Here is a 19,189-nt window from a genome sequence, read left to right as displayed (position 1 = left end):
ATCCATGTGTTAGCTTGTTCGTAACCAATGGAAATCATTCTCATCATAAACGGATGAGGATATGACCGGGATGGAAACAAGGTTCCATGGCGGCAAGTTCTATCTACTTGCCTTTGGCGCGATGCTGAACGTATCGGCCGGGGCGGTAGCGAATCCCGCAGATCGGGTGACTCTGGAAGAGGCCGCCCGAGAGGCTGTCGCCTGGCACCCTGTGCTGAGCGAGGTGGCCGGCGAACTCAACGCGCGCGGGACCGAGGTTGATGTGGCACGCGCGGGCTATTCGCCCCAGATCAGCGCGGGCGTCGCCACTGGCTATGACAGTCGCCTGACCAGTTCCTGGCGTCCGCGGCCGCAGATCAGCGCATCCCAGATGATCTATGATTTCGGGAAGGTGTCCAGCGCCGTCGAGTCCGCCTGGGCGGGCGTACGGATCGGGCAGGCGCAACTTTTGAGCGCGGTCGATGATCTGGTTCGCGACACCGGCTATGCGATGATCGAGGTGCAACGGGGCGAGGCGTTGCACCAGATCGCAATCGAGCAACTGGACCGCGTCCGCGCCATCAGCGATCTGGTCGACAACCGCGTGACCAAGGGCGCTGCGACCCAGTCCGACGGATTACAGGCGCTTGCCCGTGTCGAGGCAGTGATGGCCACCCTGTCGCAGATCGAGGCCGTTCGCCGTCGCTGGTCCAGCAATCTGGCCTTTCTGCTCGGCCGCCCGGCGCCCGCCGGGACCGTGGACAAGGATGTGCCGGGGTGGCTGATGGCCGCCTGCCGCCAGCCAACGGTCGACTGGAATGATGTCCCGGCAGTTATGGCTGCTGAAGCGCGCAAGGATCAGGCCAGGGCCGATCTGCGCCGCAGCAAGGCAGAGCAGTTGCCGACTATCTCGATCGGCGGGACAGGGACGATCGACGTATCCGATCCCCTGTCGGACCGGCGCAGTGCCTATACGATCGGCCTGAACGTCACCAACAATGTCTTCGGCGGCGGAATCACCAAGGCGCGGGTGCGAGGCGCCCAATATGCGCTGGATGCGGCGGAGGCAGCGACGGACCGAGTCCGCAACGAGACGGCCCAGCGCCTGTCGGAGTCGCAGCAGCAGATTGAGAGCCTCAACGCGCTGCTCAAGACCCTGTCTTCGCGGGAGGGCAATATGAGCGAAACCGGCAAGCTCTATCGCATGCAATATCTGGAAATGGGCACCCGCACGCTGGTCGACCTGCTCAACGCCGAACAGGAATATCAGCAGGTGCGGATGGAGGCGGCCAATACGGTCCATGACCTGCGCCGGCTGGAACTCGACTGTCTTTACAGTTCGGGGCGAGTGCGTTCGGCCTTTCACCTGACCGGCATGGTGGTGCGCGGGGTGACGCTGTGACCATGATGCCGCCCATCCAGCCTACCGCCAATGCGGTCCCGGTCGATGCCTGGCTGGACCTGCTGCAACAGGTGGCGCGCCATTACGGCCTGCCCAACAGTGAGCAGGGCGCCAGGCTGGCCGGGCTATGGGCCGGGGCAGGGGGCGAGCATGCCAAGGTGCGGGACATGGCCCGCGCGCTGGGCCTTTCCGTTCGCTTCCGGGTGCCGGCCGCTGGTGAAAATCTCCTGTCCGGCTGGCGCCTGCCGATCATCGTGCGGATGGAGGATGGCGGCATGGCGCTGCTGACCGCCATTTCCGACGAGGGCGTGGCGACGCTGTCGCTTGCCGGGGATGGCGGCCTGCATATCCATCTGCCTGTCGCCGATATCGCGCAGGGGCTGGCCCTGCTGGTCATTGCCCGCCCCAGACGATCGGCGCCTGACGCTCGGGTCGATCCTTATATCCACCAGCATGACGAGAATTGGCTGCGGGCGATCCTGCATCAGGATAGCCGATCCTATGTGCCGGTCATGGTGGCGTCCTGCATCGCCAACATGCTGGGCCTGTCCGGCGTCATCTTTTCGATGCAGGTCTATGACCGGGTCGTCCCGGCGGAATCCTTTCCGACCCTCTATATTCTGGCATTCGGCGTGGCGATGGCGATCGCTTTCGACTTCATGCTGCGCCGGTTGCGGATGAACATCGTCGATGTGCTGGGCAAGCGCGCGGATTTGCGCATGTCGGACAAGGTGTTCAGCCATGCGCTGCGGGTGCGCAATCGTGCCCGACCGGCTTCCACCGGCACCTTCATCGCGCAATTGCGTGATCTGGATCAGGTGCGCGAATTGCTGACATCGACCACGATCGCGGCGATTGCGGACCTGCCCTTCTTCCTCATCTTCCTGGCCATCCTCTGGTCCATCGGCGGGCCGCTGGTGCTGGTGCCGCTGGCCGCGCTGCTGTTGCTGATCCTGCCCGGATTGCTCGTCCAACGGCGGCTGCGGGCTTATGCCTCCGCTTCGATGCGGGAAGCCTCGCTGCGCAATGCCATGCTGGTCGAAGCGGTGCAGGGCATGGAGGATATCAAGGCATTGCAGGCCGAGGAGCGGTTCCGCCAGCATTGGAACCGCTATAATGCCGAAGCGGGTGAGGCCCAGCTCAAGCTGCGCGGCCTGACCAACAGCCTGACGGTCTGGACGCAAAATGTGCAGACGGGCGTCTATGCCGGCATCATCTGCGCCGGGGCGCCGATGGTGATGGCCGGGGATATCACCACGGGCGCGCTGGTCGCCTCCTCGATCCTGGGATCGCGGATGATGGCGCCGATGTCGCAGGTGACGTCGCTGCTCAGCCGGTTCCAGCAATCGCGCGTCGCGATCGGCAGCCTCAACCAGATCATGAACCTGCCCGTCGACCGACCGGATTCGGAACATCGGATTTCGGTCAATGCCATTGCCGGGACGATGACGATCCGCGAAGGGGTCTTCAGCTATGGCGACCCGAACAGCCCGCCGGCCCTGACGATCGTCGATCTGGAGATCGCCGCCGGGGAGAAGGTTGCGCTGCTCGGCCGCAATGGCGCGGGCAAGTCGACCCTGTTGCAGGCCTTTTCAGGCATGTTGCCGCCGATATCCGGCGAGGTGCTGGTCGATCATCTGGCGCTGCATCATGTCGATCCCGAAGATTTGCGCCGCGATGTCGGTTTCCTGTCGCAAAATAGCCGACTGTTCCACGGGACCATCCGCGAAAACCTGACCCTTGGCGCGCCGGACGTGTCCAATGAGGAAATCGTCGCCATGCTGGCGATGACCGGCGCGGCCGAATTTGTACGGCGGCTGCGCAGAGGGCTGGAGCATGTCATCCTGGAAGGGGGACGGGGCCTGTCGGGCGGCCAGATCCAGACGCTGTTGCTGGCGCGGCTGTTGTTGCGGCATCCGACCGTCGCCTTGCTGGACGAGCCGACCGCGTCGATGGACGAGGTATCGGAACGGCATTTCATCACCGGCCTCAAGACATGGGCGCTCGGGCGGACGCTGATCGTGGCGACCCACAGGATGCGGGTGCTGGAACTGGTCGACCGGGTAATCGTGATCGACAATGGCAAGATATTGCTCGACCAGCCAAGGGATGCCGCGCTGCGGACGATGCAGAATAATCGGGTGAGGGCGGCATGAGCATTGCCCTGACCGATAATGAGTGGCGGTTCGATGATGAAGGGCGCAGCCGTCTCATCGGTGCCAAGCGTCTGCTCTGGCTGGTCGCCTTTCTGTTCGTGGCCGGCTTCGCCTGGGCCTGGTTCGCCAAGCTGGATGAAGTCGCCAGCGGCAGCGGCCGTGTCGTGCCGACCAGCCGGGAGCAGGTCATACAGTCGCTGGAGGGCGGGATATTGGCCAAATTGATGGTCAAGCAGGACGACATCGTCCGGCCGGGGCAGATATTGGCGCAGCTTGATCCGACGCAGGCCGGATCGACGGTGGACGAAAGCGCCGCCAAATATCGCGCGGCACTGGCGAGCGCGGCGCGGCTGCGGGCGGAAGTCGGGGGCACGGCGATCGTCTTCCCGCGTGAGCTTGATCCCTATCCCGAGCTGAAGGCCGCCGAAACACGCCTTTATCAGGACCGTCGCCAGAGTCTGGCGAGCGCCGACCAGTTGATCGACGAATCGCTGGCACTGATCGGCAAGGAGGTGGGGATCGGCGAATCCCTGATTGCCGTCGGCGCGGCCAGCAATGTCGAGGTGCTGCGGCTGAAGCGGCAGCGCGCCGAACTGGCGCTCAAGAAATCCGATCTGCGGTCGCAATATCTGGTGGAGGCGCAGCAGGATCTGGCCAAGGTCAGCGAGGAAGTGGAGGCGCTGGCGCCGGTGGTGCGGGGCCGGTCGGACACGCTCAACCGCCTGACCCTGCGGTCGCCGGTGCGCGGCGTGGTGAAGAGCATCGAAGTCTCCACGATTGGCGGTGTGGTGTCGCCCAATGGGGAGATCATGCAGATCGTTCCGCTGGACGACCAGTTGCTGATCGAAGCGCGGATATCGCCGCGCGACATCGCCTTCATTCATCCCAACCAGCGGGCGACGGTGAAGATCACCGCCTATGACTATGCCATTTATGGCGGGCTGGAAGGGCAGGTATCGAGCATCTCACCCGACACCATCAAGGATGAGGTGAACCCCGACATCTATTATTATCGCGTGTTCGTGCGGACCAAATCCGTCTCGCTGGTCAACAAGGCAGGCAAGCATTTCCCAATCGTGCCGGGCATGATCGCCACGGTCGATATCCACACCGGCAGCAAGACGGTGATGCAATATCTGCTCAAGCCGCTGAACCGCGCACGGGAAGGGTTACGCGAAAGATGACGCCGGCACTGGAAGAAAGGCTGGCCGTGATCGGCGAGCAGATAGGCAAGCTTCCCACCGTCCTGATCGACGGTAGTCCTGCTGTGGTTCTGTTCCTGTCCTTCACCGACGGTACGGCGCGGGCGCAGACGCTGACGATCTCCGGGTCTGATGGCGCATCCTGCTGGCAATCCGCGCTGCCGCATCTGATGCAGGCATCCGACCGGCTGGACTGGCTGCGTATCGACTGGGTCAGGGCGGTGGAACGGACCGATTGGGATGGCTTGCGCCAGCGACTGGCGGCGACCAAGCGCAATTACTTCCGGTTGGGCATCGCGCTGGACGCGAAGCTGGAACGGGCCTTTCTGGAAACAGAAATCAACGCCAATGCCATGCTCTATGGCGGCAAGGGCTATCCGACGGCGACTGTCAATGAAGCTAATTTCCGGCGCTATGCCCGGCTGCGCCATGGGATCAGGGCGATCGATTTCAGCGATGATCGGCCGATCTGGCTATTCTCCACGGCGGGCCTGTTCATGGACGGCGACGGCGTGGTCCATGCGATCCGTCAGCAGGGGCGCAATGCCGGCCGCCGGACCATCGACCGGCTCGATCCCGACCTTTTGCAGACCCTGATCGATGATGGCAGCCGCTATCTGGCGTCACAGGTACAGGCGGACGGACGCTTCCATTATGGCTGGCATCCCTGTTTCGACCGGCCGATCAGTGCCTATAACAGCCTGCGCCATGCCAGTAGCTGTTATGCCATGCTGGAAAGCTGGGAAGTCACGCGCGATCCCGGCGTGTTGGCGGCGATCGAGCGGGCGCTGGCCTATCTGGAGCAGGAACTGATCCGCCCGGCGCTCTTGCCGGACGGGACGCAGGCGGCCTTCCTGATCGATCCGGGCAATGAGATAAAGCTGGGCGGCAATGCCGTCTGCCTGCTGGCGCTGGTCAAATATAGCGAATTGCTGGCGACCGATCGCTATCGTGATCTTCTGGAGCGACTGGCGGTCGGCATCCTGCATATGCAGGACGCGGCGAGCGGCGGCTTCGTCCATGTGCTGGATTATCCGTCGCTGGCGGTAAAGCAGGCTTTCCGCATCATCTATTATGATGGCGAAGCCGCCTTCGGCCTGATGCGTCTCTATGGCCTGACCGGTGATCCGCGCTGGATCGATGCCGTGGCCCGCGCCTTCGATCATTTCATCGCGGCGGGGCATGCATCGGCCCATGATCACTGGCTGGGCTATTGCGCGAACGAACTGACCCGTCATCGCCCGGCCGAGGACTGGTTCCGCTTCGGGCTGGACAATGTCCGCGACTATCTTGACTTCGTGGAACATCGCATCACCACTTTCCCGACCTTGCTGGAACTGATGATGGCGGCGCAGCAGATGATCGCCCGCCTCGCGACCGATCCCGATCATCGTCCTCTGCTCGACAGTATCGATCTCGCCCGGTTCGATCGCGCCTTGCATGCGCGCGCCCATTATCTGCTCAACGGTCATTTCTGGCCGGAACTGGCGATGTTCTTCGCCAATCCGGCGCGGATCGTCGGCAGCTTCTTCATCCGGCATCATGCCTTCCGGGTCCGCATCGACGATGTCGAACATTATCTGTCTGGCCTGATCGCCTATCGTCGTCATCTGATCGAACAGCAGGCAGAAGCGGAGGCGTTGCCCGATGAACAGGGATGGACGCCGCGCAGCGTGATGCAGGCAACCGGTGGCCGCTGGGTCATCCCCCCGTCGGCCGACTGGCGGGCGCAGGGACTGTGCATTCATCCGCCCAGCCAGCAACCGGGCGACATGGTGGTGATGCGCGGCCGGGAAGGGGAGCGCGGGATCGCACCGCCGCTATTCCCGCGACTGAAGCCGATGGCCGCCGCTGTCATCACCAGCGCGCCGGATCGCTACATCGATAGCGGCCTGCCGGTGCTGGCGGTGCCGGACTGTGATGCGGCGATGCTGGCGCTTGGCCGCCATGCGCGGGAGAGGAGCGCGGGCAAGCTGATCGGCGTCACCGGCAGTGCGGGCAAGACGACCATGGTTGCCATGCTGGCGCGGGCGCTGCGCCCCTGGGGCCGGGTTGGCGAGACGCGGATGAACGCGAACCTGCCCCATGGCATTGCCTGGAATCTTGCATCGATCCCGTGGGATACGCCGCATGTCGTGATGGAAATGGCGATCGGGCGCATGAAGCAGAATGCCCAACTGACCCGGCCGGATATCGCGGTCTTCACCAATATCGCGGCCGCGCATCTGGAATTCCATCGCGACCTCGCCACCGTCGCGCGGCGCAAGAGCGCCATTTTCGAAGGGATGACGCCCGGCGGCACCGCCATCCTCAATGCTGACATGGCGGAACTGCCGCTGGTGCGCGCGCTGGCGCAGGCGCATGACCTGCATGTCGTCACCTATGGCGAGGGAGCGGATGCCGACTTCCGCCTGCTCGACCGGCAGGATGTCCAGTTGACGGTGCAGACGCCCGCCGGACGGATCGATTATCCGTTGCAGGCCCCCGGCCGGCACATGGCGCTCAACAGTGTCGCCGTGCTGGCCACCCTTTCCACCCTGTCGCTGGACGCCGGGCGTGGCGTCGCCGCGCTTGCGGATTTCCGTCCGCTGGCGGGGCGCGGGGAGGAATTGCGGCTGACGATCGGCGGACGGCATATCAGGCTGATCGACGAAGCCTATAATGCCAACCCCGCCTCCATGGGGGCGGCGCTGGAGTTGCTGGGAACGCAGATCGGCGGACGGCGGATCGCGCTGTTGGGCGAAATGCTGGAACTGGGGCCTGACGCGGCCGACTATCATGGCGCGCTGGCGCCGCTGATCGCGGATCAGGGGATCGACCGGGTGCATGTAATGGGCGGCTTTTACACCGCTTTCTGGGCCACACTGCCGATGGCCTGTCGTGGCCTTTACGCCGATCATGTGGATCAGCTTTTCGATCATGTCATGGCCGGCGTGCAGGATGGCGACATCCTCCTGATTAAGGGATCGCATGGCAGCGGCCTTCATGCCCTGGTTGCTCGGCTGAAGGCCCAGGCACGGTTGGAAGAACAGCTCGGACGGGAGGTGATTGCGGCCGCATAACCGCAGGAAATTGCCTTTTTTGAGACTTTGTTAACTTGGCAGGCCCAGCATGGGCCTGCTCCACGAGAACGCAATGCAAGGAAGAATGCATGGGCTCGCGCGAACGCCATATGGAGGGATCATCGGGCCGGGATATGCCCCGCGCGTCGCTGCTCGCCCTCGCTCGCCAGACGCAGCAGGCGCGGATCAACTGCTCCGCCCATTTCCCCAAACATGTGTTCCGCGACTCCGCCTGGGACATCATGCTGGAACTGTTCATCACGGCAGAGGAGGGGCGCACGCTCTGCGTCAAGGATATCATGGCGATTTCGGGGGAAAGCGCCACGGGCACCGTTCGTCGGATCGAAGGCTTGGAGGCGGCGCAACTGGTCGTCAGGCATTATGACCCGCGCGATCACCGCCGCATGCTGGTGGCATTGAGCAAGAAGGGGCGGGAGGCGATGATCTCCTTCCTCCAGCATCTGTTCGAGGCAGGCGAGGCGGCGTCCCATGGCGATGCGCCACTCAAGCCGATTTCCTTCGTCCCCATTGCCCCCCGGAGACCGCAGCGGGGGCTGGGCGACTCCAGTTGAGCAGCGTCAACAGGTCGCGCGGCTGGCGACGGGTGAACCGCCGCCTGATGGCTGGCGTGCCCATATTGGTGCTGGCGACCGCGCCGACCGGCCCGATGCGGTTGCCCATGCCGCTATCTGATCTTCCGGCGCACACGTCATCCGCCCATATCGGGCCATCGATCAGCCCGCCCGATGTGGAACCAGCGGTCAATTACGCTCTGCCGACCGACAAGGCCCGCGCGCTGAATGCCGCCATCCCTTTTTCGGCGCGGGCCAATCCGGCGGCCAGCCCGTTCCATTTCGTCGGCGATGCGGACAATCTGTCGCGCGCGGTCGACTGTCTGGCCGCAGCACAAATCTATGAGGCGGGAGACGATGCCGTGGGGGAGCAGGCGGTGGCACAGGTGGTGCTCAACCGGGCGCGTCACCCCGCTTTCCCCAAGAGCATATGCGGGGTCGTCTTTCAGGGGCAGGAACGTGCGACCGGATGCCAGTTCACCTTCACCTGCGACGGCGCGCTGGCGCGGACGCCTCCTCCTGCGGCATGGGACCGCGCCCGCATAATCGCGCGAGCGGCGCTGGCCGGAGCGGTGTTCAAACCGGTGGGTCTGGCCACCCATTATCATACCGACTGGGTCGTCCCCTATTGGAGCGCCAGTCTGGACAAGACCGCAAGGGTGGGCACCCACCTGTTCTTCAGATGGGCCGGGAAATGGGGCACGGCTGCGGTTTTTCAGGATGCAACCGGTACCTCGGAGCCGGTAATCGGCCGTATCGCGCGCTTGTCGCTCGCGCACCGGACTGCGGATGCTTCGTCACTGCTGCCTGCTGCACTGCATGCCGGGCAAGAAGCCGGCGTCGCCGGACTTGCAAAAGGGCAGGTCATGCCGCCTGCCAACAAGAACTGGACGCCTTCGCCGGAAACGCGGCTAACTTTTGATACGACCTATGATCCAGTGCGTGCCGCAATAGGTTCGGACAGAAATGAGGCAGATAGGCGAGGAGAGGAGAAAACAGTGATTGCACTGCGGGAACGCGGGCATTCGCGTCAGCCCTGATTCCATCCAACTCTGCCAGCCCCGCCTTCACCAGCATAGATTCTCCGACGGCAATTGTGGTGGAGGGGCCAATGCCAGCGATCAGAACGGCCGAAAACTGCATCAAAGCATTTGCCGCTCTGTCCAGGAGCGGGCCATGATGGCGCCCGCGTGGGATGAAGGATATTGGATATCGATCGTAGCGTGTGGCGACGCGAAGTTGGCGCCTGCGGCGGCCGATCGCGGTTACGGGGTTTGCATCGGCGCTCGTCGTATCGTGTCAAAAATAATAATCTTCCGATAATAGGATATCGGCTCAACGCCTCTCAATAGCGATTGGCACCTGTCTGAAACTTCATTGGCTGCCCTCTAGAGGAAGGTTTCTAACTCGCCGCCATGCTATAGAATGCGATCTGGAGCCGGGCGAGATGGTCTGGCGTGGCGGGGATGTTCATCTTTACCGTAACCACGCTGCGCTGGTGGAAGAGCAGATGTCGAGAAATCCGTCGGGCGCGCCGAAATTGCGGATCAATCGGTGGCCCTTATCCATTTTTGACTATCGGATAGAGGATTTCGACGTGTTCGATTATGCGCCGCAAGCCCATATTTCCGCGCCCGTTGCCGTCTGATCGGACAGCGACAGGGACAATAGAAGGAAATTTGGGACAGCAAGGCTTGCCTTGTGGGGCGTTGAAATATAATATCTGCGTTAAGCAATATTATTGCAATGCACCATAGGAGGCAGGATGAGCGATCCCGATGGAATCGCGGGCTTGGAAGGACAGGCGGGGCGCAATCTGCCCCCGCTGAAGCTGCACGTGCCAGAGCCGCCGGCGCGGCCGGGCGAAGCGGCCGATTTCACCCATTTCGATATTCCCGCCGCCGGTGCGCAGCCCCGTCCGGATGAAGCGGCGCAGCCCGCCGACATGCGCGACATGGCCTATGGGCTGGTACGGGTGCTGGATGAGGATGGCCAGGCGGTCGGTCCGTGGAACCCTCGGCTGTCGGCCGAAACGCTGCTGAAGATGCTGCGATACATGGCGCTGACCCGTGCGTTCGACGGGCGGATGTTCCGGGCGCAGCGGCAGGGCAAGACCAGCTTCTACATGAAGTCGACCGGCGAGGAGGCGGTGTCGATCGGTGCGGCGCTGGCGCTGTCCCGCGATGACATGTGCTTCCCCAGCTATCGCCAGCAGGGCATATTGATCGCCCGCGACTGGCCGATCATCGACATGATGAACCAGATTTATTCCAACAAGGGCGACCGGCTGAAGGGCCGCCAGTTGCCGATCATGTATTCGGCGCGGGAGGCGGGCTTCTTCTCCATTTCCGGCAACCTCACCACCCAATATCCCCAGGCCGTGGGATGGGCGATGGCGAGCGCGGCCAAGGGCGATACGCGGATCGCCGCGACCTGGTGCGGCGAGGGATCGACGGCGGAGGGCGATTTCCATTCGGCCTGCACCTTCGCCAGCGTCTATCGCGCGCCCGTCATCATGAATGTGGTGAATAACCAATGGGCTATCAGCAGCTTTTCAGGTTTTGCGGGAGCTGAATCGACGACCTTCGCGGCGCGGGCGATCGGCTATGGCATTGCCGGTCTGCGGGTGGACGGCAATGATGTGCTCGCTGTTTACGCCGCGACCCGCTGGGCTGCCGACCGGGCGCGCGCCAATGCCGGGCCGACGCTGATCGAGCATTTCACCTATCGGGTCGAGGGGCACAGCACGTCGGACGATCCGACCGCCTATCGCTCGGCCGAGGAGAGCAGCCTCTGGCCGCTGGGCGACCCGATCGCGCGGCTGAAGGCGCATTGCATCGCGCTGGGCATCTGGGACGAGGAACGTCACGCCGCAATGGACAAGGAACTGGCCGAACTGGTCCGCGACGCTGCGCGTGAGGCGGAGAAGAACGGCATTCTTGGCCATGGCCTGCATCATCCGATGGAAAGCATGTTCGAGGATGTGTTCGAGGAAATGCCCCGGCATCTGAAGGAACAGCAACAACAGATGCTGGACGAATGGAAGGCGGCGGGACTGTGAGGGCGGTGTTTTCTATCCTCTCCCTACAGGGGAGAGGATATCGCAGCTTGGCGGCGTGCCGCCTAGCGAAGGTTGGAGAGGGGGCGTCCCGGACGCAGCCTCTCGCCATTCCCCCTCTCCAACTTCGCCTAGCCAGCAAGCTGGCAAGGCTCCGTATCCTCGCCCCTGAAAGGGGCGAGGAAAGGATGGTGCCATGACTGAGACAATGACCGAAACCACCCAGATGAACATGATCCAGGCGATCAACAGCGCCATGGACGTGATGATGGCGCGCGATCCCGATGTGGTCGTGATGGGGGAGGATGTCGGCTTTTTTGGCGGCGTGTTCCGCGCCACGGCCGGCCTTCAGCAGAAATATGGCAAGAACCGCGTGTTCGACACGCCGATCACCGAATGCGGGATCATCGGCGTGGCGGTGGGCATGGGGGCCTATGGCTTGCGGCCGGTGCCGGAAATCCAGTTTGCCGACTATATCTATCCCGCGCTCGACCAGTTGGTGAGCGAGGCGGCGCGGCTGCGCTATCGTTCCGCGGGCGAGTTCATCGCGCCGATGACGGTCCGATCGCCCTTTGGCGGTGGCATTTTCGGTGGGCAGACGCACAGCCAGTCGCCCGAAGGCATCTTCACCCATTGTTCGGGGATCAAGACGGTGATCCCGTCCACCCCCTATGACGCCAAGGGCCTGCTGATCGCCGCGATCGAGGATAATGATCCCACGCTCTTCTTCGAACCCAAGCGCATCTATAACGGCCCGTTCGACGGCCATTATGATACGCCCGCGACCAGTTGGGCCGGGCATGCGGACGCGCAGGTGCCGACAGGCTATTATCGCATCCCGCTGGGCACCGCGCGGATCGCGCGGGCGGGAGAGACGCTGACCATCCTCTGCTATGGCACGATGGTGCATGTGGTTGAAAATACCGTTGCCGCCATGGGCATCGATGCGGAGATTGTCGACCTGCGCAGCCTGGTGCCGCTCGACATCGATACGATCGAAGCGTCGGTGAAGAAGACCGGCCGCTGCCTGATCGTGCATGAGGCGACCCGAACGTCCGGCTTCGGCGCGGAACTGCTCGCCCAGGTGCAGGAGCGCTGCTTCTATCATCTCGAAGCGCCGATCGAGCGCGTCACCGGCTTCGACACGCCATATCCGCACAGTCTGGAATGGGCCTATTTCCCCGGCCCCGTGCGCATCCGCGAAGCCATCACCAAGATTATGAAGGATTGAGGGCTATGGTTGTTACACCTCCCTGCTCCGTTCGTGCCACGCACGACGTTTACGAAATCATTCTTACGCCCATGCACGAACGGGGGAGGATGTAATGGCGCTGTTCACATTCAAGCTGCCGGACATCGGCGAAGGCATTGCGCAGGCGGAGATCGTCGGCTGGCACGTCAAGGTCGGCGACCGGGTCGAGGAAGATCAGCCGATCGCCGACATGATGACCGACAAGGCGACAGTCGAGATGGAAAGCCCGGTGTCGGGGACCGTGGTGCGCCTCGCCGGAGAGCCGGGCGATCAGGTGCCGATCGGGTCGATGCTGGTGGAGATCGAGACGGAAGGCGCGGGGGCGATTGCGGTTGCGTCGGGTGAGGATGCGGTAGAAGCTGACATAGCCATCGAAGCAACCGAAACTCCCCTCCCTGTAAGGGAGGGGCCGGGAGTGGGTGCCGCCGAAGGCGGCTCCTCGGATGCAGCGGAAAAAAGCTCGCTGCGCTCACCACCCAGCTCCAACCCCTCCCTTGTAGGGAAGGGAGAAGAAGTGGTGCTCGCTTCCCCTGCCGTCCGCGCGAGGGCGAAGGATCTCGGCATCGACCTGGCGCAGGTGAAGCCCGCCGGCGAACATATCCGCCATTCTGACCTCGACGCCTACCTCCTCTACGGGCAGGGGCAGGGCTACACCCCCGCCGGGCGCAGCGCCCGACGCGCCGACGAGCCGATCAAGGTCATCGGCATGCGCCGCCGCATCGCCGAGAATATGGCCGCGTCGAAACGGCATATCCCCCACTTCACCTATGTCGAGGAAATCGACGTCACCGCGCTGGAGGAACTGCGCGAGCAGCTTAACGCGGGGCGCGGCGATCGGCCGAAGCTCACCATGCTGCCGCTGCTGATCGTGGCGATCTGCAGGAGCCTGCCCGATTTTCCGATGCTCAACGCCCGTTATGATGATGAAGCGGGCGTGGTCACGCGCCATGGTTCGGTGCATCTGGGGCTCGCGACGCAGACCGATGCCGGGCTGATGGTGCCGGTGATCCGCGACGCGCAGGACCGCAATGTCTGGCAACTGGCGAGCGAGATCCGTCGCCTCGCCGACGCCGCCCGCACCGGCAAGGCGAAGTCGGAGGAACTGTCCGGTTCCACCCTGACGCTGACGTCGCTGGGGCCGTTGGGCGGTGTCGCCACCACGCCGGTCATCAACCGGCCCGAAGTGGCGATCATCGGGCCAAACCGGGTGATCGAGCGCCCGGTCTTTCGCGGCAAGGAGATTGTCGCCGCCAAGCTGATGAACCTGTCGATCAGTTGCGACCATCGTGTGGTCGATGGCTGGGATGCGGCCAGCTTCGTTCAGGCAGTGCGCAAGCGGCTGGAGGCGCCGGCCTTCCTGTTCGTGGATTAGAGCATCGCGCGGAAAAATGGGCACCGGTTTTCCGCATAAAGCGATGCGAAAACAAAAAACTAGAGCGCGCGACCTGCGTCAGATTTAACGCAGCGCGCTCTAAGAAGAGAGCAGGGCGCCTATTTCGTCATCACGACGACGGCGCCCTCCTTCAGGTCCGGATTGAACAGCATGCGCATCGCGCGCTGCATCATCTTCCAGCGCCGCTTGCTCAGCCAGCGGCCCGAATAGTCCCGCTCCTGATAGAAGGTGCTGTAGAGCAAAGCGGGCATGGGCAGCACGCGAAAGCGGGTGAAGCCCGCCTCCTTGCCGCGCGCGATGATCAGGTGCGGGGGCATGTCGCGTTCGTTGACGCCGAATTTCGCCATCGCCTCGATCGATTCGGCCGACTGGCTATGGCCTTCGCCCGGTTCATGGGTGATCAGAATGCCGCCGGGCTTCAGCGCCCGCCAGGCCGACCGGATCGCCGCACCCTCATCCTCCGCATGATGCAGCGCGTCGTAGAAGATCGCCGCGTCATAATGGCCCTCCTGCTCCAGCCCTTCGAAATCGCTGCACAGGAAATGGGTGCGATCGGCCAGACCGTTCAGCGTCGCATTTTCGCGTGCCAGGTCGATCATGTCGGGCGCGATATCCTGCCCCGTCACCTCATGACCATGGCGTGCATAGAACAGGCTGGTCCAGCCCCCCCCGCAGCCAAGGTCCAATATGCGGGCCGGTGCTGGCGGCAGCAGCGACATGATGAAGCCGATCGAGGCGAGCTGAATGCCGCACTGGGGATCGGAAAAGGGTTTGTTGAGCGAATGTTCGCGGCCGCCCTCACCCATATTGGCGAGATAGGCGCGCTCTGCGTCTTTAGGCATGGCCCGGTCTTAGGGGCAGTCGGCCCCTTGCTCAAGCCTTACTGAATGGTGGCGCGATAGCTCAGCCGCCCGCTCTGGCCGGGAAAGGCGCTGTCGGGCAATTGCCAGCGAATATGGGTGACATCCTCCGCCACGGCCCGGCGCACGCCGCCCAAAGGGGTCGGTAGCCATAGCTGGTCGAACCGTGCCCAATGCTGGCCGCCGTCGATCGACACCTGCACGGCCGGATCGCGCAGGTCCGGGGTCGTGCCGCGCAGCACGGATCGGGTGGCGGTGAAATCGCGAATCGGGGCCGCGCCCTGATTGCGCCAGTTCAGGATCACGATCACCCGGTCGCCGGGCGCGATGCGATCGGCGCTCTCCAGCGTGCGGCGCAGGCGACCGTTGAGGTCGGTGGCGACCTTTTCCACGAACATCTGCGTGTCTAGGCGCACCATTGCCTGCGCGCCAGCCACTTGAGCATCTGCTACTTGCGCCGCCATCAGGCCGGCCAGCGCGAAAAGCAGCCCTTTCATGCCATTCCCCGTTCTTGCGTCCCCGCGACCGTTCTAGCCGCTGAGCGGAAATATTTGGTTAAGCCCCTGTTTCCTGTGTCGCTGGCGCAGTTAACGGCTTTGTAAATTGACGGCTTTGTCTGTCCGTCGCACATCAGGGTGAACGAACGGGGAATCAGCCAAGCGTGATCAATAATGACCAGCAGGAGATCAACCGGCGGCGTGACCGGTTGCTGGCGTCGCTCGCGCTGACATCGGGGATAGGCCTGCTGCTGGCCTTGCCTTTCGCACTGCGGGCGGGGGCGGAGTTTTTCCTGCCGCTGACCGCCGCGCTGGTGATCGCGATCGCGCTGGTTCCGCTGCTCGAATGGATGGAACGGCGCGGCATTCCGTCCGGCCTGTCGGCACTGATCGCAGTGGTCGGCTTCCTGCTGGTGGCGAACACGGCGCTGGTGCTGATCGTGGTGCCGGCGACCGACTGGTTCCGCATCCTGCCCCAGCGCCTGCCGCAAATTCAGGCGAACCTGGCGCCGCTGATCGATTTCTACGCCAGTCTCCAGCGCTTCGTGGATGAAACCGTGCAGATGCTGGCGACCGGGCCTGTGGCGGCGGCGCAGACGGCGGCGGTCGATGCGCCCCGGTCGCTGTTGCAATTTGCCGCGACCTCCGCCCCGTCGGCGATCATCCAGATGGTGTTCGCGCTGCTCATCATCTATTTCTTTCTCGCCGGCTGGACCAAGTTGCGCCGCCGCACGATCAACAGTCGGGGCAGCTTCGACGGCGCCATGGCTGTCGCACGGGTGATCCAGAATGTGGTCGATGCGACATCGGCCTATGTCATCACCATTGCGACCATCAATATCTGTCTGGGGCTGGCGGTGGCTCTTGCCCTGTGGCTGATCGGCATGCCGTCTCCGCTGATGTGGGGCGGTATCGTCGCCTTGCTCAACTTCGTGCCCTATTTTGGGCCGATGCTGGCGGCGGTGCTGCTGGGGCTGGGCGGCCTGATGGTGTTCGACGATGTCTATGTCGCCTTGCTGCCCGCCGGCTTGCAGGTCGGCTTCCATCTGGTGGAGGCCAATGTCGTCACGCCGCTGTTGTTGGGGCGGCGGCTGACGATGAACCCGCTGCTGATTCTCGTGTCGCTGACTTTCTGGGGATGGGTGTGGGGCACGCCGGGCGCGCTGCTGGCGGTGCCGCTGCTGATCATCATCCAGACCGTGGTGTCGGCCGCCGGAACCCCGGATATCGCCGGTTTCCTGTTTGAACAGGGCACGTTGACGGTCGCGCCGCGCAAAGAAAATGCGGAGAAAGATGAAACCGATGTTGCAGACGGTTGACAGCATCGCAGGACGCTCATAGACGGCGGCTCCACACCAAACGCGGGTGTAGCTCAGTTGGTTAGAGTGCCGGCCTGTCACGCCGGAGGTCGCGGGTTCGAGCCCCGTCACTCGCGCCACTTTCCTTGCAGGAAGGTGGATATGGTGTAGAAGATTTGCATCGTCTGGCGGCCTTGGCTGCGAAAGATGCCACCCTGCGCGGGTGTAGCTCAGTTGGTTAGAGTGCCGGCCTGTCACGCCGGAGGTCGCGGGTTCGAGCCCCGTCACTCGCGCCACTTTCCTTGACCGGAAAGTGAATTTTCCCAGATCGTGCATCGTCTGGCGACCGTCATGGTCGGATAAGATGCAGCACCTACGCGGGTGTAGCTCAGTTGGTTAGAGTGCCGGCCTGTCACGCCGGAGGTCGCGGGTTCGAGCCCCGTCACTCGCGCCATCACCCTGATTGTCCGGGTGATGGAGTCGGCGCATGGAAGCGCCGACATCCCTTTCTTTCAAATCAGATTTCGCCGCCGGTCACAGGCGGAGGCAGCGGCTCGGTCGCCAGCCAGCGATAGACGCCGCCTGCCGCCAGTGCGCCGACGATGGGCGCAATCCAGAAGAGCCATAATTGTTGCAGGGCGAGGCCGCCGACCAGCAGCGCCGGCCCGGTGCTGCGTGCCGGATTCACCGACGTGTTGGTGACCGGAATGCTGATCAGATGGATCAGCGTCAGCGCAAGGCCGATGGCGATCGGGGCGAATCCGCTCGGCGCCCGACTGTCCGTCGCACCCAGAATGACCGACAGAAAGCCGAAGGTCAGCACCAGTTCGATCGCCAGCCCCGATGCCAGCGAATAGCCGCCGGGCGACAGGGCGTCATAGCCGTTAATCGCCAGCCCATTGGCAGCAAGTACGAATCCCGGCTGGCCGCTGGCGATGAAGAGCAGCAAAGCCGCCGCCAGCACGGCGCCGACCAGTTGCGCGACGATATAGGGCGCGATGTCCCGCACCGGGAAGCGGCCGCCGGCCCATAGGCCGATCGTGACCGCCGGATTGAGGTGGCAGCCGGAAATATGGCCGATCGAATAGGCCATGGTCAGCACCGTCAATCCAAAGGCCAGGCTGACGCCCAGCAGGCCGATGCCCACGTTCGGAAAGGCGGCGGCCAGAACGGCGCTGCCGCAGCCGCCGAACACCAGCCAGAATGTGCCCAATGTTTCGGCGAATAGTCTCTTTTCCAACCCAACCATCACTGTCTCCTGTCCCAGTGGAGCCGTGCCACCAGAGATGGGATGTGTCGGTGCGGGGTGGCGCCGCCCGATAGGAAATATGGAGAAGGAATGCGCCGCCGATGGCGCGTGCGGGACAGCAATGTTGCGATCGGCATGGCGTCGCACTCCGTCCGTCAGCGAGCCGACCCGAGGAAATACGGGCAGGCCATTACACTAAGTCAACGAATGAATAGTCATTCGTTGCGGAGTTGTCACGATATTATCCGCGCCGCCAGCGCCCGGTTTCCATCCAGGCCAGCAGGCGCCGGAGTGGCAATATCCAGATCCACACGATGCCCAGCACCACATAGACCGGCACCTGCGCCCATACCGGCAGCAGGCCGATCAGGCCGGACAGGCTGCCCACCAGTACGGCCCATGCGACAATCAGGCCGACGATTGTCAGCATGCCCACTGGCTTGCGCCAGCTTGGCTGATGATAATGGCGCGGATCGATGCTCATACCGTCCCGTCCTCGCCTTCACCCTCGATCAGTTCGACCTCGGTCATGATGATGTCCAGCGGCAGATCCCACGGATCAGCGGGCAGGGCGTCGATTTCCTGCGCTGACCAGGCGAGGCCGACGCGCAGCGCATCGGGGAAACGGGCGAAGGCGCGGTCATAATAGCCGCCGCCCTGGCCCAGCCGGTTCATCGCCCGGTCGAAACCGACCAGAGGCGCGATGATGACGTCGGGCGTCACCGGGCCACCGCTCGGTTCGGGATGGCTGGTGCCGAACAGGCCGGGGAAGAGTTGATCCTCGGGCTGCCATGCGAGGAAATCCATGCTGCCCAGCCGATCGAGCACGCGCGGCAATGCCACGATCTTGCCCATGGTCTGGAGTTGGGCCGCCATGCGCTGGGCCGGGGCCTCATCGTCCATGCCCATATAGAGCGCCACGATGTTCGCATCAGCGATCCGGCGGGCCAGAGGAGAAGGCACGGCTTTGAACGCCAGTCGATGGGCAAGCGGATCGAGCGAGGCGACAAAATTGCGCCGCCTCTGTCGGGCGATCGCGCGCAGGCTGGTCTTGTCGGGCTGATCGTCGTTCATGGCTTGTCCGCTGGGTCTGAAAATAGAGTGCTCCTGCGAAAGCAGGAGCCCAGGATGCAGGGCCGTCCGTTCGACACTAGGCTCCTGCTTTCGCAGGAGCACGATCGGGGAGGTGTAAGAGAAAAAGCGGGTGAC

The 19,189-nt window shown here is 63.5% G+C and carries 14 protein-coding genes, 3 tRNA genes and 2 pseudogenes; 14 read left to right on the top strand and 5 right to left on the bottom strand.

What is annotated here, in order from left to right; all coding sequences use genetic code 11:
- The first annotated feature begins 61 nt into the window (after positions 1-61).
- The 10 genes and pseudogenes from BMY84_RS17910 to BMY84_RS17860 all read left to right on the top strand — a co-directional run bounded on the left by BMY84_RS17910 (position 62) and on the right by BMY84_RS17860 (position 14,055).
- Entirely contained in the window at positions 62-1,381 is a 1,320-nt protein-coding gene (locus tag BMY84_RS17910) for a TolC family protein (protein WP_256215273.1), read from the top strand.
- A 2-nt stretch (positions 1,382-1,383) separates the two neighbouring features.
- Positions 1,384-3,537 carry a type I secretion system permease/ATPase gene (locus BMY84_RS17905; protein WP_256215284.1) on the top strand — a complete coding sequence of 718 codons (2,154 nt, stop codon included), beginning with the start codon at positions 1,384-1,386 and terminating at the stop codon, positions 3,535-3,537.
- A complete protein-coding gene (locus BMY84_RS17900; RefSeq protein WP_093085166.1) occupies positions 3,534-4,721 on the top strand; it encodes an HlyD family efflux transporter periplasmic adaptor subunit in 1,188 nt (395 codons plus the stop codon). The genes BMY84_RS17905 and BMY84_RS17900 overlap by 4 nt, the downstream gene beginning before the upstream one ends.
- Entirely contained in the window at positions 4,718-7,801 is a 3,084-nt protein-coding gene (locus BMY84_RS17895) for a Mur ligase family protein (RefSeq protein WP_093085165.1), read from the top strand. Before BMY84_RS17900 ends, BMY84_RS17895 begins: the two co-directional genes overlap by 4 nt.
- Positions 7,802-7,890: 89 nt before the next feature.
- Positions 7,891-8,373 carry a MarR family transcriptional regulator gene (locus BMY84_RS17890; RefSeq protein ID WP_093085164.1) on the top strand — a complete coding sequence of 161 codons (483 nt, stop codon included), beginning with the start codon at positions 7,891-7,893 and terminating at the stop codon, positions 8,371-8,373.
- A 47-nt stretch (positions 8,374-8,420) separates the two neighbouring features.
- Positions 8,421-9,191: pseudogene (locus tag BMY84_RS17885) on the top strand (cell wall hydrolase); the annotation flags it as partial.
- Between the two features lie 584 nt (positions 9,192-9,775).
- A pseudogene (locus BMY84_RS17880) lies at positions 9,776-10,021 on the top strand (thymidylate synthase); the annotation flags it as partial.
- Between the two features lie 117 nt (positions 10,022-10,138).
- Positions 10,139-11,434 carry a 3-methyl-2-oxobutanoate dehydrogenase (2-methylpropanoyl-transferring) subunit alpha gene (locus BMY84_RS17875; RefSeq protein WP_093085161.1) on the top strand — a complete coding sequence of 432 codons (1,296 nt, stop codon included), beginning with the start codon at positions 10,139-10,141 and terminating at the stop codon, positions 11,432-11,434.
- A 223-nt stretch (positions 11,435-11,657) separates the two neighbouring features.
- Positions 11,658-12,662: an alpha-ketoacid dehydrogenase subunit beta gene (locus BMY84_RS17865; RefSeq protein ID WP_093085227.1), complete on the top strand. Its 1,005-nt coding sequence runs from the start codon at positions 11,658-11,660 to the stop codon at positions 12,660-12,662.
- 94 nt (positions 12,663-12,756) lie between these two features.
- The gene (locus tag BMY84_RS17860) at positions 12,757-14,055 is read left to right on the top strand and encodes a dihydrolipoamide acetyltransferase family protein (RefSeq protein WP_093085158.1); all 1,299 of its coding nucleotides are present in this window, start codon (positions 12,757-12,759) and stop codon (positions 14,053-14,055) included.
- 119 nt (positions 14,056-14,174) lie between these two features.
- Here the strand turns inward: BMY84_RS17860 and BMY84_RS17855 are convergent, their stop codons facing one another.
- Complete coding sequence (locus BMY84_RS17855; protein WP_093085156.1) at positions 14,175-14,918, bottom strand: class I SAM-dependent methyltransferase; 744 nt, start codon at positions 14,916-14,918, stop codon at positions 14,175-14,177.
- 38 nt (positions 14,919-14,956) lie between these two features.
- Entirely contained in the window at positions 14,957-15,433 is a 477-nt protein-coding gene (locus BMY84_RS17850) for a hypothetical protein (protein WP_177204040.1), read from the bottom strand.
- Between the two features lie 164 nt (positions 15,434-15,597).
- On the opposite strand from BMY84_RS17850, the gene BMY84_RS17845 reads away from it, so the two are divergent.
- The 4 genes from BMY84_RS17845 to BMY84_RS17830 all read left to right on the top strand — a co-directional run bounded on the left by BMY84_RS17845 (position 15,598) and on the right by BMY84_RS17830 (position 17,185).
- Positions 15,598-16,752, top strand: coding sequence for an AI-2E family transporter (locus tag BMY84_RS17845; protein ID WP_093012059.1), 1,155 nt, complete (start codon positions 15,598-15,600; stop codon positions 16,750-16,752).
- 42 nt (positions 16,753-16,794) lie between these two features.
- A tRNA-Asp gene (locus tag BMY84_RS17840) sits at positions 16,795-16,871 on the top strand.
- Between the two features lie 79 nt (positions 16,872-16,950).
- A tRNA-Asp gene (locus BMY84_RS17835) sits at positions 16,951-17,027 on the top strand.
- 81 nt (positions 17,028-17,108) lie between these two features.
- Positions 17,109-17,185 (top strand) — tRNA-Asp (locus BMY84_RS17830).
- A 63-nt stretch (positions 17,186-17,248) separates the two neighbouring features.
- On the opposite strand, the gene aqpZ is transcribed toward BMY84_RS17830, so the two are convergent.
- From aqpZ to BMY84_RS17815, 3 genes are all read right to left on the bottom strand, one after another.
- A complete protein-coding gene (gene aqpZ / locus BMY84_RS17825; RefSeq protein WP_093085155.1) occupies positions 17,249-17,980 on the bottom strand; it encodes an aquaporin Z in 732 nt (243 codons plus the stop codon).
- 241 nt (positions 17,981-18,221) lie between these two features.
- Positions 18,222-18,464, bottom strand: coding sequence for a DUF2842 domain-containing protein (locus BMY84_RS17820; protein WP_093085153.1), 243 nt, complete (start codon positions 18,462-18,464; stop codon positions 18,222-18,224).
- Positions 18,461-19,054: a 5-formyltetrahydrofolate cyclo-ligase gene (locus BMY84_RS17815; protein ID WP_093085152.1), complete on the bottom strand. Its 594-nt coding sequence runs from the start codon at positions 19,052-19,054 to the stop codon at positions 18,461-18,463. The genes BMY84_RS17820 and BMY84_RS17815 overlap by 4 nt, the downstream gene beginning before the upstream one ends.
- Between the last annotated feature and the right edge of the window lie 135 nt (positions 19,055-19,189).

The sequence above is a fragment of the Sphingobium sp. AP50 genome, from assembly GCF_900109095.1.
In the GTDB taxonomy this organism is placed as follows: domain Bacteria; phylum Pseudomonadota; class Alphaproteobacteria; order Sphingomonadales; family Sphingomonadaceae; genus Sphingobium.
This window is presented reverse-complemented; position numbering and strand designations above follow the sequence as displayed.